Origin of the sequence: Empedobacter falsenii (genome assembly GCF_013488205.1) — a bacterium.
GTDB lineage: Bacteria > Bacteroidota > Bacteroidia > Flavobacteriales > Weeksellaceae > Empedobacter > Empedobacter falsenii_C.
The window spans coordinates 1533882-1550995 of record NZ_CP040908.1; the positions used below are offsets into that span (position 1 = coordinate 1533882).

Genomic DNA, 17114 nt, shown 5'->3' on the forward strand with positions numbered 1-17114 from the left:
ATATTATTTACTTCGTAAATTACTATATTAGATATACAAACTGTTTAAATAATCGTAACCTAAATGGATATTTCAAAACATTTTGCACTTCTTGAAGAATTAGAAACATCGAATAAGTTAATACGACTTGGTTTTGGCGAATTACAAAACCTTAATATTTCTAATAGCTTTTATTTTTTACCATTTCAACTATTATCACAAGGATTTGAAAGATTAATGAAAGCTTATATTTGTATTGCTTTCTATGAAAGAAACGACACTTTACCTGATTTTAAATACATTATAAAACTAGGTCACGATTTAGATAAACTTTTGACTGAAATAATTGAAAATTACTATTATGACTATAGTAGAATACAATATAAATGTGATAAAGAGTTTTTGACAAATAATAAGGATTTTCTACATTTATTGCACATAATCTCTGAATTTGGTAAACACGCACGCTATTACAATTTCGATGTCATAACAGATAGTAACAAGCCAAGTATCAATACGATTGAAGAATGGCAGAATTATGAAAATGAATTAATAAAAAAACTAGAAATTTCTCCTGAAAAAATTCTAAGTCTTGATATTAATGTAAATAACGAAGTGTATTATGAAATTTCAAGACACATTATTATAATCTTTGAAAGATTTGTTTCCGCTCTTTCGAGACAAATAATTTTTGGAAAATTAGGTCAAATTGGAAAACAATTGACCACAAGCAATATTTTTGATTTTGGTTTATTATATGATAAAGATTTTGGCAACACAGATTATAGAAAAATAACTACCAAATACTCTGAAACGCCAAAAAGAGTACATAAAAGAACTATTTTAGACGACTTAGAAAGACGTGTAAATCCAAATTACAAATCTAAAGTTATCAAAAAAGAAGATTTCAAAGAAGATTGGCCATTTTATAGTAATGAGGTTACCGTAGAATGCCGACACAAACATTGGTGCATAATAACAATTGATGGTTATGACTATTCATTAAATGGCTCTGCAAAAGGAAGGTATAAGTTAGAAAATCCACATGATGCTGGAATGGCAATAATAGGAAAAAGTCTTTCTGAGTTTATAAAAATTGCCAGAGAACTTTAAAGTCCAGCCACTAATATGGGTAAATCTTGCACAACTTTAATTTTAGATAAAAACACAAAATAGTATAAATAATAACCTCTTTAAAAGCGATTTTAAGGAGGTTTTTTGTTTTTACTTAAGAAGAATAAAAAAAAACCGAAGATAGTCGAGGCGAAAATTTTCTAAAAATATCTTTCATTATAAATAATTAAGATAAAAAATTTAAATCAATTTACGGTTTTCCGTAATTAATCTTATACTTTACTATTTATATTTGATGTAATTAGGAGTTAAATAAAAATCCCACGGAGTACGCAGGATATAAGTTTTTACTTCGGCTTAAAGCCTTATTGTGAATTGATTTCAAAGTCAAATATAAGGATTTTTATTAAATTACAATATAATTAAGAATAAAATAAAAAATTTTGAGATATCAAAAACCAAGAAATATAAATTACTATGAGAATATTAGGAATTGACGCTGGTACGAATAGCCTTGGCTGGTCCATTAGAGATACAGAAGTTATAAATAATCAAATCATAGATTTTGGGGTTCTTACTTTTGAAAAAGGAGTTGCTTCTGAAAAAGGAAATGAATTTCCTAAAGTTAAAAAAAGAACAGAGAGTAGAGGAAAAAGAAATAATTATCGAGCTGAAAAGTATAGGAAATGGGATTTATTATATTTTTTAATTGAAAATAATATGTGCCCACTTTCACATGAAGAGCTTAATAAATGGAAAAATTATAAAAAGGGAACAAAACGTAAATATCCACAAAATGATTTATTTTTAAATTGGTTACGATTTGATTTTGACGGCGATGGGAAACCTGATTTTCATTTGATAGGAAAAAATAAACATGATAGTTTATTTGCTTTTAGAGCTTTAGCTGTTGATCCTAATTTTCATTCTGTTTATAAAACTAATCCATATTTACTTGGAAGAATTTTCTATCAACTTGTACAAAGACGTGGTTTTAAAGGAAGAGATGAAGAAGAAGCAAAGACGATGTTGCAAGGTAGTGATAAAAATGGTACTAAAGGAAGAGATGATATTGCCGAATTTATCGAAAATCATAAAACGTTAGGAGCTGCTTTATATTATTATCAAAAAGAAACAGGTGAAAGAATTAGACAACGATACAATCTTAGAAAGGATTATGAAGCAGAATTAAAGCTTTTATGTCAGCTATATGATATTAATGATGAGGATTATCAAAAACTATGGAAAGCCATTATATGGCAACGACCTCTTCGTACGCAAAAAGGCTTAGTTGGTTATTGTATTTATGAAAAAAACAAAAAACGTGTACAGGTAAGCCATCCATTGTACGAGGAGTATAGAACATGGGCTTTTATCAATAATTTAAAAATTATTCCTCCTATTGGAGTTGATAAACAGACTTATATTCAAGAAAAAATTTATCGTTTATTTTTTAAGTCATCAAATGATTTTGAACTAAAAACTATTCTTAATCAACTTAAAAAAGACGGCGGTAAAATAGATTCAAAGTTTAAAGAAAAAACAAAAGTAATTTCTGCTAAGCTATTAAAGTCGTTTCAAGATATTTTTGGAGATAATTGGAAAGAGCTTTTGCATTGGGATAATATTAATGAAAGAGATAGTCAGCCATCTAAAAAACAGAATTCATCTTTTAATTATGATGAAATTTGGCACGTTCTTAAAACTTTTGATAGCCAAGAAAATTTAAAAGATTTTGCTTTGAACAAATTAAATCTTGATGATGAGAAAGCTGAGAAGTTTTCTAAAATCAAACTAAATCAAGGTTATGCAACAATGAGTTTGTCTGCAATTAAGAAAATACTTCCTTTTTTGCGAAAAGGTATTCCTTATCATTATGCCGTTTTCTTGGCAAATCTTTATAAAGTTTTGGGAATGGAAACTATTTCTGATAAGATGATCGATTATTTCATTGAGGAATTTAGAGAAGTTGAAAAAAGTAACGAACAAACAAGATTGTTAAATACAGTTGTCAATAGTTTGGTTTTAGATGAGTTAAACAGTAAATATCGTTATTCAATTGAAAATGACAGAGATTTAGACGATTCTGAAAAGAAAAATATTAATGCTAAACTAATTGAAATATTTGGAGAGAAAACTTGGCTTTTATTATCTGATGATGAAAAAACAGCATCTTATGATTATGTAGCCAAATATTACAAAGAGTTTTTGAGAAAATCAGTCCTGTCAAAGACTAATTTATTCATGGAGAATGAGAGAATTCATGATCAAATTTTCAATGTAATTGCTGAAAAATATGACATACCAGAGGATAAGAAGAAATTTTTATGGCATCCATCAGAACAAGAAAATTATACCCAAGCCGAAGAATATGATTATTTTACGCTAAATGGTAAACCTGTTTATATTAAACAAATTGATAGAGAGAATTTTATTAAAAATAATAAAGATGCTGAATTTCAAGGAAGAAGTTTAAAGTTATTAGGTAGTCCAGAACCTGTTACCAAAGGATTAAAAAACCCAATGGCTCTAAAAACAATGCACAAAATGAAGCAGCTTATCAATTTCCTTTTGCAAGAAGGTAAAATAGATGAGGACACTCGAATTGTGATTGAGATAGCAAGAGAACTTAACGATGCCAATAGAAGAAAAGCTATTGAAAAATGGAATAACGAGCGAGAAAAGGAAAATCTAAAGTTCAGTGAAACTATTATTGAAATAAATAAAGAATGCAACACCACTTTTAATCCAAGTGATAAAACGCTTCTTCGTAAAATAAGATTATGGGAAGAACAAAATAAAACTTGTCTTTACACAGGTAAATTGATTAAACTTTGTGATGTTTTAGATGGAAATAAATACGATTTAGAGCATACTATTCCTGCAAGTATAAGTTTTGATAATGAGTTACGAAATTTGACTTTAACTGATACGGAATTTAATAGAAATATAAAAAAGAAACAATATCCGTCACAACTTTATAATCATGTAGATATTTTGAATAATATCCAGTTTATGAAAGAAAAGATAGAGCATTTGGAAGATTTATATAAAGAATGGAAAAATAAAGCTTCGTATGCATCTACTAAGGAAATAAAGGATAATTGTATTCAGCGTTATCATTTCATAAAAATGGATTTAGATTATTGGAGTTACAAATACAATACATTTATTTTGGAAGAATATAAGTCAGGTTGGAAAAATAGCCAGTTGCGAGATACTCAAATTATTACAAAATATGCTCTGCCATATTTAAAAACCTTATTTAAAAGAGTGTCAGTAGAAAAAGCAAGTGTTGTAAATGTTTTTAAAGAAGTATATAATGTAAAATTATTAAGTGATAAAAAAAATCGTTCAACTCATAGTCATCACGCTGGTGATGCAAGTATTTTGACATTAATACCATCAGCATTTGATCGCGAAAGAATTCTTAAACTTTATAACGAAGAAAAAGACAATCATACGGGTAAAATTTATCACGAACAACCTAAAGATTGGAAAGATTTCTCCCCAAGTTATATTAAAGAAATCGAGAATGTTATATTAATTAACAATATAGTTGAAAATAGAACTACTGTTCCAACTTATAAAGTGGTACGCAAAAAAGGAAAAATCGTTTGGGAAGATAAATCACTTGATAAAAAACGAATTGCTCAAGGAGATACTATAAGGGGGCAATTACATGATGAATCTTTGTATGGAGCAATAAAATTACCATTAAGAAACGAAGAAAATAAAATTTTGTTTGATGATAATGGTAAAATGAAACTTACTGAAGAGCCAATTTTGGTTATTCGAAAAGATTTAGTTTATAAACAAAATGCAGATTCTCCAGGATTTAAAACGCTTGAAGAAGTTGAAAAGGTAATAGTCGATAAAGCTCTTTTTGAAATGATAAAAATGCAAGTGGAAGATGCTGTCGGATTTAAAGAAGCTTTAACAAAAGGTGTTTGGATGTTTGATAAGCAAGGAAACAAAGTAAATAAAATAAGAAGAATACGCTGTAAAGGTTTAATGAAATATAATACAGCATTGAAAGTGCATACGCATGCTTTTACTTCAAAATTCGATTATAAAAAAACAACATTAGCAAAAAGTGGAGAAAACGCACTTTGTTTATTTTATAAAAACGAAGATGGAAAAGCAATGGAGATATTAAGTATTTCTGATGTTGCTCAATTAAAATTTAAGAACGATCGTTCTTATTTTTTAGAACCAGAATACAATACAAAATCAATAGGAAAAGGAAAAAAATCAAAAGAAATACCGCTTTATGCTGTTTTACGTTCTGGGCAAAAAGTATTGTTTTATAAAGATAGTATTGAAGAACTAAAAGAATTAGATAATTCTGATTTAACAAAACGTTTATATAAAGTATATCAATTTGAAAGTGATGGTCGTATGAAGTTTAGAAATCATATGGCAGCAGGAATAGACACTGATTTAAAGAAAGAAAATAAGGAAGGGGCATCTTTTAACTTTGAGAATCCAAGTATCTTTTTAAGAATTAGACAAGGTGAATGGAATTTTGCAATTGACGGAGTTGATTTTGAAATGAAAATGGATGGCTCATTAAAATTTAAATAATATGCTAAAACGTACCATTTACATTGGCAATCCATCTTATTTGAAATTGAAAGACAATCAATTAAAAATAGAAGATGTGATAACCAAAGAAATCAAAGGCTCTGTACCTATTGAAGATTTGGGTTTTTTGGTATTGGATCATTATCAAATAACCATTAGTCATCAACTTATAGTGACATTACAACAAAATAATGTGGCAATTATTAGTTGCGACGATAGTCATATGCCTTTGGGATTGATGTTGCCAATGAATGGACATGTAGAGCATAGTGAGCGATTGAAACATCAGATTAATGTTTCGGAACCATTGCGCAAACAGTTGTGGAAACAAACGATTGAAGCTAAAATTTATCAACAGAAAGCATTGTTAAGTAAGTTTGGTTTTGTAGAGGAGCCAATGCAGAATTATTTAACGAATGTAAAATCGGGAGACTCTACGAATATGGAAGGAATTGCTGCGCAATATTATTGGAAACAATTATTTGACAATTTTACGAGAGAACGAGATGGTGATGCTCCTAATAATTTTCTGAATTTTGGATATGCTATTCTTCGAAGTATGGTTGCAAGAGCTTTAGTGAGTTCTGGATTAAATCCTACCATTGGTATTTTTCATCGTAATAAATACAATCCGTATTGCTTGGCTGATGATATAATGGAACCATATCGACCTTATGTTGATGAATTGGTATTAGAATGGATGAATAAGCCTTTTCGACCGACTGAAATGAGTAAAGATGCTAAAGCACATTTATTACAAATAGCAACAAAAGATGTGAAAATAGATGGTTTGAAAAGACCTTTGTTGGTAGCGATAAGCTCTACAACAAGTTCTTTGTATAAGTGTATGACAGGGGAGCAGCGTGTGATTCGTTTTCCTGAAATGACATGAGTTTTAGTCGTTATAATGCTTATCGTATTATGTGGGTTTTAGTTTTGTTTGATTTGCCAACAGAAACAAAAAAGCAAAGAAGTCAGGCAACTCGCTTTAGAAAAGAGTTGATTGACGATGGATTTACTATGTTTCAGTTTTCTATTTATTTGAGACATTGTCCAAGTAGAGAAAATGCTGAGGTACATATAAAACGAACCAAATCTAAATTACCTGAATTTGGGAAAGTAGGAATTATTTGTATTACAGATAAACAATTTGGACAAATGGAAATATTTTTCTCCAAAAAAGAAACCGATTTACCAACAGGTCCACAACAATTAGAATTATTTTAGGAATAAAAAAATCCGATAGAAAACTCAACTTCTATCGGATTTTACTTTTTTTCTCATTTCTAAATTTCTTCTCAAACCCTTTATGATAATGGTTTGTTAAATGAGGTTGTAAATACTTTGATAAATATACCAAGATTTGAAATCAATTCACAACCACGCACACCAACTCCATTCGCTACCTCTCGTTGTAAATACTTTGATAAATATACCAAGATTTGAAATCAATTCACAACGAAAAAGAGTTCAACGTATCACAAGAAATTGTTGTAAATACTTTGATAAATATACCAAGATTTGAAATCAATTCACAACCAATTAACAGCAGAGGCTGAATTTGACTTAGTTGTAAATACTTTGATAAATATACCAAGATTTGAAATCAATTCACAACTGGCATATTAAGCGAAACACGAATAGAGCGGTTGTAAATACTTTGATAAATATACCAAGATTTGAAATCAATTCACAACTGAGTGGAGGGGATTGTATCAAAGCGAGAGGTTGTAAATACTTTGATAAATATACCAAGATTTGAAATCAATTCACAACACTAATGGATCATTTGGACTTACGGAGATTGTTGTAAATACTTTGATAAATATACCAAGATTTGAAATCAATTCACAACTCTTCAATAAATCGTTTTACAGCTTCTTTGGTTGTAAATACTTTGATAAATATACCAAGATTTGAAATCAATTCACAACCAACAAACTGCTTATGAAAGATTAGCAGAAGTTGTAAATACTTTGATAAATATACCAAGATTTGAAATCAATTCACAACTGTTACACCGTTAAGTGAACACACTAAGTTGTTGTAAATACTTTGATAAATATACCAAGATTTGAAATCAATTCACAACGTCTGGTGTTAACGTTGCGCCGTCTCCGTTGTTGTAAATACTTTGATAAATATACCAAGATTTGAAATCAATTCACAACTAAAAATTCTCGATCCGTTTTTGTTTTTTTGTTGTAAATACTTTGATAAATATACCAAGATTTGAAATCAATTCACAACTGCTATTTTATTCCGTTTAAAAATTCTAAAGTTGTAAATACTTTGATAAATATACCAAGATTTGAAATCAATTCACAACCAGATATTACTCACCTTTGCTTTATGGTAAGTTGTAAATACTTTGATAAATATACCAAGATTTGAAATCAATTCACAACTAAAAACTAAATCGTTTCGAAAAATCATTTGTTGTAAATACTTTGATAAATATACCAAGATTTGAAATCAATTCACAACCAACCTATTGACGTAATGGTTATTCGTTTTGTTGTAAATACTTTGATAAATATACCAAGATTTGAAATCAATTCACAACTCTGAAACAATCTCTACGTGTGGATTTTTAGTTGTAAATACTTTGATAAATATACCAAGATTTGAAATCAATTCACAACCTTTGGTTGGAGTGGTTTAATAAGCAGATGGTTGTAAATACTTTGATAAATATACCAAGATTTGAAATCAATTCACAACAGAAGATACTAAAAGTATTGAATTAGTTCAGTTGTAAATACTTTGATAAATATACCAAGATTTGAAATCAATTCACAACTCCTTTTGAAGATGCCCGAATAAGCAGATCGTTGTAAATACTTTGATAAATATACCAAGATTTGAAATCAATTCACAACTTATTTTCTTTGCATTCGTTTAAAAAAGTAGTTGTAAATACTTTGATAAATATACCAAGATTTGAAATCAATTCACAACTGGTTGAAGTTAAAATTAATCCAATAGGAGGTTGTAAATACTTTGATAAATATACCAAGATTTGAAATCAATTCACAACGTTATTAACTCTGGTAATGGGAGTTGGGTTGTTGTAAATACTTTGATAAATATACCAAGATTTGAAATCAATTCACAACCTCGTATTACATCAACTGACGTTGAAGCAGGTTGTAAATACTTTGATAAATATACCAAGATTTGAAATCAATTCACAACGTGGGAGCGTTCTACACCTTTTGGAAACGAGTTGTAAATACTTTGATAAATATACCAAGATTTGAAATCAATTCACAACCCTTTAATTGGTTGGCAGGAATCAGTCGAAGTTGTAAATACTTTGATAAATATACCAAGATTTGAAATCAATTCACAACTCTTTCAATGACATATTAAATGAACAAGAAGTTGTAAATACTTTGATAAATATACCAAGATTTGAAATCAATTCACAACCAAGTCATAACTCAAAAGTTGGAGGAGAAAGTTGTAAATACTTTGATAAATATACCAAGATTTGAAATCAATTCACAACTCTAAAGCGGTTTTGAAAGGAGATGTTATCGTTGTAAATACTTTGATAAATATACCAAGATTTGAAATCAATTCACAACTAACAGAAAACGAACTAATGAAACCCCTTGGTTGTAAATACTTTGATAAATATACCAAGATTTGAAATCAATTCACAACCAAGTCATAACTCAAAAGTTGGAGGAGAAAGTTGTAAATACTTTGATAAATATACCAAGATTTGAAATCAATTCACAACTCTAAAGCGGTTTTGAAAGGAGATGTTATCGTTGTAAATACTTTGATAAATATACCAAGATTTGAAATCAATTCACAACTAACAGAAAACGAACTAATGAAACCCCTTGGTTGTAAATACTTTGATAAATATACCAAGATTTGAAATCAATTCACAACTTGAATTTGTTTTAAATCGCATAGTTTTTAGTTGTAAATACTTTGATAAATATACCAAGATTTGAAATCAATTCACAACCCAATTTCAGAGCGTGATTGGTGTACTTCTGTTGTAAATACTTACGTAAAATTACTAAAAAAGCTCTTATCCAAGAGCTTTTTTGTTAAAGAAATGTTTTGGGTAAAAGTACTTTTTACCGAGCTTAAAACAAGGAATCGTCTTGTTTCTCCTCATGCGATACAACGTTTTGTCACTAACGTTAAGCAGCCTTTTTACATCTGCACTGTCGTAGAATCCGTGATCTTTGTCCGTGGGTTGTATATTCGTAATTAATTCTACTAAAAGAAGTTTTAACTCGTTGCTATCCTTCTCTTTTTGTGTAAAAAAGTAAGTGTTTTGCATACGTTTTAATTTACTTAATTTCAGTAAGATACGTATTTCATTTAAATAAAACAAATCATAAGAGGAAGTAGGGATAGGGAGGGAATGTTACTTTTTTTATTGATTTTCTGTTTTAAATATTCGAATTTCTTTTTTTAATGTCACTTTTTACTTGACTAAAAAGTAACCAAAAAGTCAAGGCTGTAAACCTCACTACTAAAAATGTTCTCATTCCACTAAAGATTTAAAAAACCCTACGGGCTAAAACCTTTTTTACGTTTCATTCAAACATTTTCTTAACGTGTGAGTTTTAATGCCGTTTTTTAATTCTTTTTCAATATTCAAATTCACTTATAATAACGAATTTTAAAACCGTCATTGCTGAAAAGTCGAGTGTCAATTCGACGTAATGAGCGTTAAAAATGATTTACTGTTCACATTTTATATGTGAATGATTTAAAGCATTTAGCGATTAGTCGTTATTGACCGATTTGTAGGCACTATACCTAAGCTCCAGTGGAGCTTCTCCTCTTAATCTCAAATTTTTAATTTCAAATGTTTTTTCATCAAGGTTCCCCGTAGGGCATATGAATTCATTTGAAACAATAATAACTCATGAATAAAAAATGAATGAAATATAGTTTTGAAAAACGAGAATAATCTTTCTATCACTTTTTTGAGAGCAAAAAAGTAATCAAAAAACTCTTGGCTGTAAACCTCACGACTAAAAATGTTCTCATTCCACTAAAGATTTTAAAAACCCTACGGGCTAAAATCTTTTTTACGTTGCATTCAACCATTTTCTTAACGCGTGAGTTTTAATGCCGTTTTCTTAATTCTTTTTCAATATTCAAATTCACTTTTAACAATGAATAAATAAAGTAATTAACGAGTAGTTGTTATTTATCGTCTAAGTCTTCGATACAACGTTTTACAAACGTCACTCTGACTGACGATAAAAAGAAGCTGAGATAAATTCAGTTTGATAAATTACATCTCACATCTATTATCTCAAATCTCACATCTCCTATGCCATTAAAACAAAAAATACCAAGAATAAAATTCTATTTCTAAAACCTTATTCTCGGTAATAACTAAACAAACAGTAGATAGAACTGAGATCATACGCTTGTTATAACACCTCGTGTTTCCCTAAATAGGTACTGGTACTAGCTTGTGTTCTTTTTTCTGTGTTGAGGTAAATCCACACATCAACTTCTTTGTTTTGGTAAGGCGTAGGTAAATTAACACTTGCTAAAAGCGTGTCACGTGTCGCAATTTCTTCGGAGATGTAGAAGCTATTCAGTTCCTCGCAATAGCAAACCACGTTTACAAGATCCGTTTCTTTTGCATTCCCTTGCCCTGAGTTGTCTTCCCAACTAAAACTAAATGTACCAGCAGTTGTAGCATCAAGCTCCGGAAGCTGAAAATCTAATAACTCGCCTTTGGTAATAAGAACACGTGCTACGATAATAACAGGTAAGTCTAGCACCATTTCTACAGCATTGGTTAGGGTATAGGAAGTAGCATTGTTAAAACGTGATTGTTTACCTGCTTTATTTCCAAAATACCTGTTTTGGATAGAACGCAATGGTTGTAAAAAATCAATAGTTTTCCTAAACTTTACCCGTTGGATTAACTGCTCCTCTGTAGGTGCTTTTTTTGATGCTTTCGGTAGACTTCGGATAATATCCTTTCCACGCCAGTTGACACCAATCACTGTTCCTACTTTTCCTGAGAATCCGCCAAGGATTCCTTTTTTAATTTCGGCCATAATCTTAATTTTTTATGTTATGTAGCAGCAAGTTAGTGGAATAATGCATTGGTTTTGAAGTTTGCAAGACACCATGTCTAGTATAGACCATTAATGACCGCTATTGTCCATTTTTGTCTGGTATGGAGGAGAGATAAAAAAAGACAGAAAACACAACTTTCCTTTATTAGAAAGGGTTTGAAGCAAAAATGATAAAACTAGAAATAGGGTTTGTTCGAGTGTTGTTCGAGTGTCCTTCGACAACGGTTCGGAAAAAGGGGTGTTTTGTCGAACAACGGTCGAACAAGTGTCGAAGGATTGTCGAACAAAATAGGGGTGAAGTGAAGGGAAAATAAATAGGTTTTTATTTGAAACGGAAGTTGTTTTTACAATTTATTGCTATAAATGTTTGACTATAAAATTTTTAAATAACCAGTTGTGCATTTTGAATAAAAATTCGTCAATTCGAGTGATTTTTAGAAATGAAATGAATAAAAATTGTATCGAGAATAGAATTTTATCTTCTAAAACCTTATTCTCGATACAAAATTCTTACAGAATTTTACTCCAATTGACGGTTTAATTGCTAAAATTATCAAAATACACAACGGGTTTAAATAATCTTTTTGAATAAAAAAATAGTTTTAAATTTAAAATTTATATCGTAATATTGCGATGTAATAAAATGTAAAATGGGAATTACTAAAACAGAGATGTTTACAAAAGAACAAAATAGATTAGCTGTAATGTTTAAGGTTTTAGGACATCCAGCTCGTATTGCTATTTTGCAACATATTATCAATCAAAAAGCTTGTATTTGCAATGATTTGGTAGAAGAATTGGGATTAGCGCAAGCAACGATTTCTCAACATTTAAAAGAATTAAAAAATATAGGAATTATACAAGGTTCTATAGAAGGTAAATCTGTTTGTTATTGTATTGAAGAAAAAGTATGGAAAGAGATACAAAATGAACTTGTTACTTTCTTTAATCAAGAAGTGAAAGTTAATCAATGCTGTTAAAGGCATTTTTTTTTAATCTAGATCCATCGTAATATTACGATTAATAAATAAAGAAAATAAATTTAAAAACTCAATTCATATGACACTTGAACAAATCAAAGAGATATTGCCAAATTTAGACAATGTTGAATTTCAATTAGAAGATGGGACATTTGTACCAGAATATTTCCACGTAACAGAAGTAGGACAAATCACCAAAAACTTTATTGATTGTGGTGGAACAATAAGAACTGAAAAAGTCGTGAATTTCCAACTATGGAATGCTGACGATTTTGAACATCGTTTAAAACCAAATAAATTGCTTCACATCATCCAGCTTTCAGAAAGTAAATTAGGGATTGAGAACAGCGAAATAGAAGTAGAATATCAAGCCGAAACAATTGGAAAGTATGATTTAGAATTCAATGGAAAACATTTTGTCTTAAAGAATAAACATACAGCCTGTTTAGCAGAAGATGCGTGTGGTATTTCAAATCAAAAACCTAAGTTAAAATTATCAGAAATTCAGTCATCTTGTTGCACACCAAACTCAGGATGTTGTTAAAAAATCAAAAAAAATGTATTCAATATTAAAAGAAAACATAACTAATTTTCAAAATTTTGAGGCAATAACTACAGGTAGAAAGGCTGTTTTACAGACTTTAGTAGAATACATTCAACAAAAATTAGACAATGGACAAACTGTAAATCTTAACTTTATTTGCAGACACAATTCACGCCGAAGCCATTTTTCACAAGTTTGGGCACAAATGGCAGCTTCTTATTACCATATTGAAAATGTTTTTTGTTATTCAGGTGGAACAGAACAAACGGCGCTATTTCCAAAAGTAGTAGAAACATTAAGTAACCAAGGCTTTCATATTTTCAAAATTGCAGAAAATAACAATCCAATTTACGCTATTAAATATAGCGAAAATGCTCTGCCTATCATAGGTTTTTCTAAAAAATATGATGATTTTTTCAATCCTATTTCTGAATTTGTAGCAATCATGACTTGTTCGCAGGCTGATGGCGAATGTCCATTTATTGCGGGTGCAGAAAAAAGAATATCCCTAAGCTTCGAAGATCCCAAAACTTCAGATGGTATACCACAACAAAATCTTATTTATACACAAAGAAGTACTGAAATAGCAACAGAAATGTTTTATGTTTTTTCTCAAATAACAAAATAAGTATGCAACCGAAACTAAAATTTTTAGACAGATACCTCACTCTTTGGATATTCCTCGCAATGGCAATCGGTATAGGATTGAGTTATTTATTTCCATCAATTTCAATCCTTACAAACTCATTGAGTGTCGGTACTACAAATATTCCGTTAGCAATAGGATTGATCCTAATGATGTACCCACCTTTGGCAAAAGTAGATTATTCTTTATTACCTCAAGCTTTTAAGGATAAAAAAGTAATCGGTATATCATTATTTCTTAATTGGTTTGTTGGCTCACTGTTAATGTTTGGCTTAGCAATTTTGTTTCTAAGAAGCGAACCTGATTATATGACAGGTTTGATATTAATAGGCTTAGCAAGATGTATTGCAATGGTAATTGTTTGGAGCGATTTAGCCAAAGCAAACCGAGAGTATACAGCAATGTTAGTAGCCTTGAATAGTATCTTTCAAATACTTTCTTACAGTTTTTTGGTTTGGTTATTCATCAATGTCTTACCTAATCAATTAGGGTTAGCCAATTTCAATGTAAATGTATCGATGAAAGATGTCACAGAAAGTGTACTAATTTACTTAGGAATTCCTTTTTTAGCAGGATTTTTTAGTCGTTACGCATTGATTAAATCAAAAGGTTTGAAATGGTACAACAGAAAATTTATTCCTAAAATATCGCCTATAACTTTATATGCTTTATTGTTTACTATTATATTAATGTTCAGTTTGAAAGGAAATAAAATAGTACAATTACCATTAGATGTCATAAAAATAGCAATCCCTTTAATCATCTATTTTGTACTAATGTTTTTTATTAGCTTCTTTATCAATAAATGGCTAAAAGTTCCTTACAATAAAAATGCATCAATTGCATTTACAGCAACAGGAAACAACTTCGAATTAGCAATTGCTGTTGCTATCGCTGTATTTGGGATCAATTCTCCACAAGCATTTGTAGGTGTTATAGGTCCGTTAGTGGAAGTTCCTGTGTTGATACTTTTAGTTAGGGCAAGTTTGTGGTTAAAGAAAAAGTATTAAAAAACTCTTATTAATACTAATATGAGCTTTTAATTTATAATTTGATTCGTTCTAAAAATCGTCTTCAATAATTTTCTGCACTCGTCCAATTTGTCCATCCATCAAACGAACTTTTATACTATGATGATGATAAGACGTAGAAGTCAATAAATCTTTCACGATACCCTCTGTCAATCTTCAGTTCGTTAATCCTTTTTCAATAAAAATTAAAAATTTAGATTTTTTGAGAGCGGTTTTTTGCTTTTTGGTCAATGCTTTATTAATAAAATCTTGGATACCTTAATGTTAATTACGGTATCCAAAACAATAATATTATTTTAATTAAATGTATTTCGAAATTCTAAAGAAGAAAAATTAACCTTTTTATAGAATTATTTTTTTAAATCTTGTAGTATATTCCAATCCCTACTCATAAGCAATTTCGCTTACTGATAGTTTTGTAGTTGTTAACCTTACTTTTGTTTTTCAATCAACATATTATGAATATTTTCTTGAGTATTTTTTCAAATAACTATTTTAAGTAAACTATTCAGGCGATTTGGAGTTACATTTAACTTGAAGTGCTATCTCCGTTAAACTAGATATACTTTTGTTAATATTTTCTTCAGAATTAAAATGATAATTCAACAATTAATATCTTTCAAGTACTCTTATTTTAAATATTTTTTCATAATACTCAATACATTTTTGAGAGATTGTTCAGTAATTAAAATGGTTGACTTTTCTATCGTTCTAGTTCTAAAATCATCACAACAAGCGATAATTCTAAAGCCATCTTTTGTTTCAATAAACTTTGGACTTTCATTGTGATCAGAACATTTTTCTACTTCAATAATATCTTTAATAAATTCGTAGTTAATTTTATCCATGGTAGAGAGCTTTTATAAAATTATTTAATTTATTATTTTTTATCTTTTAAGTTAATCCCATTATAATTTTAAAAATTGTGAGATATTATAAATTTTAATACTTGATTTACAGTTCATCATAAAAAAACATCAACTCATCATTTTATTTTTGAACATTATAAAGATCGCTAATATTTTTGAATCAAAATAATTAACATATAATCAAATCACAATGAAAAAATTTTTAAATATCATTAAGTTTATATTCATATCAATTTTAAGCATTTTTATACTTGTATTTATTTACTTTTTTATAAGTAATAAATTGTTTTTAGAATCAAAAAATGAGAGTAATTTGTCATATTTAGCTCAAAATAAAACTGACGTTACAAATTCAATTGATGAAAAACTATTTGATAATGATTTTTATAAATCAAAGGTTTTTCTGCTAGGCGAAATTCATGGATATGCAGATAATCAAAAATTAGATAAAGAGCTACTTTTTTTCTTAAATAGAAAGTTAGGTGTGAGATACTATATAGCAGAAATGGATAGCATAACAGCAAAAAAAATAAATATTTTTTTGGAGGATAGTTTGAAAGATAGGGAAACATTAAAAGAAGTAGTATTAGCAATAAAGAAAAGAATACCACAACAGTCTAGTCAAGAATTATTTGATAAATGGAATGAAATATATGACTATAATCAAAAAATAGCAGATTCATTAAAAATAAAAGTAATTGGGATTGACAAAAATTTTGACGATAACTCAAAAGAGTCCAGAGATTTAGCAATGGCAAATAATTTTAAGAATACAATCAAAAAATTGAAACTTGAAAATGAAAAATTTTATGGTCTTTTTGGTTATTATCACGTTTTGCAAAATGCAACTGAAAATGGGAGAGGAACATTCGCTTCTGAATTAAAAAAATCAAATATTAAAACAACAAGTTTTGTTAGTTATACTATAGATAGTGAAATGTATATGCCAAAAAATCCTCAGTTTCCTACTCCAGAAAATGAAAAAATAGATTGGATAAATGCAGACGGTCCTTTACAATTAGTAAAAGGAATAAATGATCTAAAAGAATTAAGCAAGCCAAATACAATAACACTTTTTAAGTTAAATTCACAAAATTCGCCTTACAACAATTCGAAGTATTTAATCAATGTAAAATCTAGAATTTTTGGAGAAAATATAGTTCCTCAAAATGGTAGATTTACAACAGATTATTTTCAATATGTGTTTGTATTGAGAAATTCGCAGGCGCTTACAAAAATGAAATAGAAACAAATTTTTAAAAAATGTTTGATACAACATCATGACAAATAACGTTTATGTTTGACTTTAATTTTTTTG

General features: G+C 29.0%; 13 protein-coding genes and 1 CRISPR repeat array. Of the genes, 9 read left to right on the forward strand and 4 right to left on the reverse strand.

Translation table 11 applies throughout. The features are described from left to right. Positions 1-63: 63 nt before the first annotated feature. From FH779_RS07155 to cas2, 4 genes are all read left to right on the forward strand, one after another. A complete protein-coding gene (locus FH779_RS07155; RefSeq protein ID WP_180906563.1) occupies positions 64-1092 on the forward strand; it encodes a hypothetical protein in 1029 nt (342 codons plus the stop codon). 438 nt (positions 1093-1530) lie between these two features. Beyond that, positions 1531-5640, forward strand: a complete 4110-nt coding sequence (cas9, locus tag FH779_RS07160; protein WP_180906564.1) for a type II CRISPR RNA-guided endonuclease Cas9 — start codon at positions 1531-1533, stop codon at positions 5638-5640. Position 5641: 1 nt separating this feature from the next. Then, positions 5642-6532: a type II CRISPR-associated endonuclease Cas1 gene (gene cas1 / locus FH779_RS07165; protein ID WP_180906565.1), complete on the forward strand. Its 891-nt coding sequence runs from the start codon at positions 5642-5644 to the stop codon at positions 6530-6532. Next, a complete protein-coding gene (cas2, locus tag FH779_RS07170) occupies positions 6529-6867 on the forward strand; it encodes a CRISPR-associated endonuclease Cas2 (protein WP_019976220.1) in 339 nt (112 codons plus the stop codon). Before cas1 ends, cas2 begins: the two co-directional genes overlap by 4 nt. A 105-nt stretch (positions 6868-6972) precedes the next feature. Continuing rightward, positions 6973-9628: a CRISPR direct-repeat array (repeat unit 49 nt; unit sequence GTTGTAAATACTTTGATAAATATACCAAGATTTGAAATCAATTCACAAC). A gap of 66 nt (positions 9629-9694) precedes the next feature. Here cas2 and FH779_RS07175 read toward each other — a convergent pair. Together FH779_RS07175 and FH779_RS07180 are read right to left on the reverse strand one after the other, a co-directional pair. Beyond that, positions 9695-9952 carry a helix-turn-helix domain-containing protein gene (locus FH779_RS07175; RefSeq protein ID WP_135836782.1) on the reverse strand — a complete coding sequence of 86 codons (258 nt, stop codon included), beginning with the start codon at positions 9950-9952 and terminating at the stop codon, positions 9695-9697. Between the two features lie 1111 nt (positions 9953-11063). Then, complete coding sequence (locus FH779_RS07180) at positions 11064-11705, reverse strand: DUF6266 family protein (RefSeq protein WP_180906566.1); 642 nt, start codon at positions 11703-11705, stop codon at positions 11064-11066. Positions 11706-12376: 671 nt separating this feature from the next. Here FH779_RS07180 and FH779_RS07185 point away from each other — a divergent pair. The 4 genes from FH779_RS07185 (at position 12377) to arsB (ending at position 14906) form a co-directional block, all read left to right on the forward strand. Beyond that, a complete protein-coding gene (locus FH779_RS07185) occupies positions 12377-12706 on the forward strand; it encodes an ArsR/SmtB family transcription factor (RefSeq protein ID WP_180906567.1) in 330 nt (109 codons plus the stop codon). 79 nt (positions 12707-12785) lie between these two features. Next, on the forward strand, positions 12786-13250 hold the full coding sequence (locus tag FH779_RS07190; protein ID WP_180906568.1) for a DUF6428 family protein: 465 nt from the start codon (positions 12786-12788) through the stop codon (positions 13248-13250). A gap of 13 nt (positions 13251-13263) precedes the next feature. Then, a complete protein-coding gene (locus FH779_RS07195; RefSeq protein WP_180906569.1) occupies positions 13264-13878 on the forward strand; it encodes a low molecular weight phosphatase family protein in 615 nt (204 codons plus the stop codon). A gap of 2 nt (positions 13879-13880) precedes the next feature. Then, a complete protein-coding gene (gene arsB / locus FH779_RS07200) occupies positions 13881-14906 on the forward strand; it encodes an ACR3 family arsenite efflux transporter (RefSeq protein WP_180906570.1) in 1026 nt (341 codons plus the stop codon). Positions 14907-14957: 51 nt separating this feature from the next. Here the strand turns inward: arsB and FH779_RS07205 are convergent, their stop codons facing one another. Next, complete coding sequence (locus tag FH779_RS07205) at positions 14958-15080, reverse strand: DUF2196 domain-containing protein (RefSeq protein ID WP_180906571.1); 123 nt, start codon at positions 15078-15080, stop codon at positions 14958-14960. Between the two features lie 476 nt (positions 15081-15556). Then, entirely contained in the window at positions 15557-15775 is a 219-nt protein-coding gene (locus tag FH779_RS07210) for a hypothetical protein (protein ID WP_180906572.1), read from the reverse strand. 211 nt (positions 15776-15986) lie between these two features. Here FH779_RS07210 and FH779_RS07215 point away from each other — a divergent pair, with 211 nt between their 5' ends. Then, entirely contained in the window at positions 15987-17042 is a 1056-nt protein-coding gene (locus tag FH779_RS07215) for a hypothetical protein (protein WP_180906573.1), read from the forward strand. Positions 17043-17114: the final 72 nt, after the last annotated feature.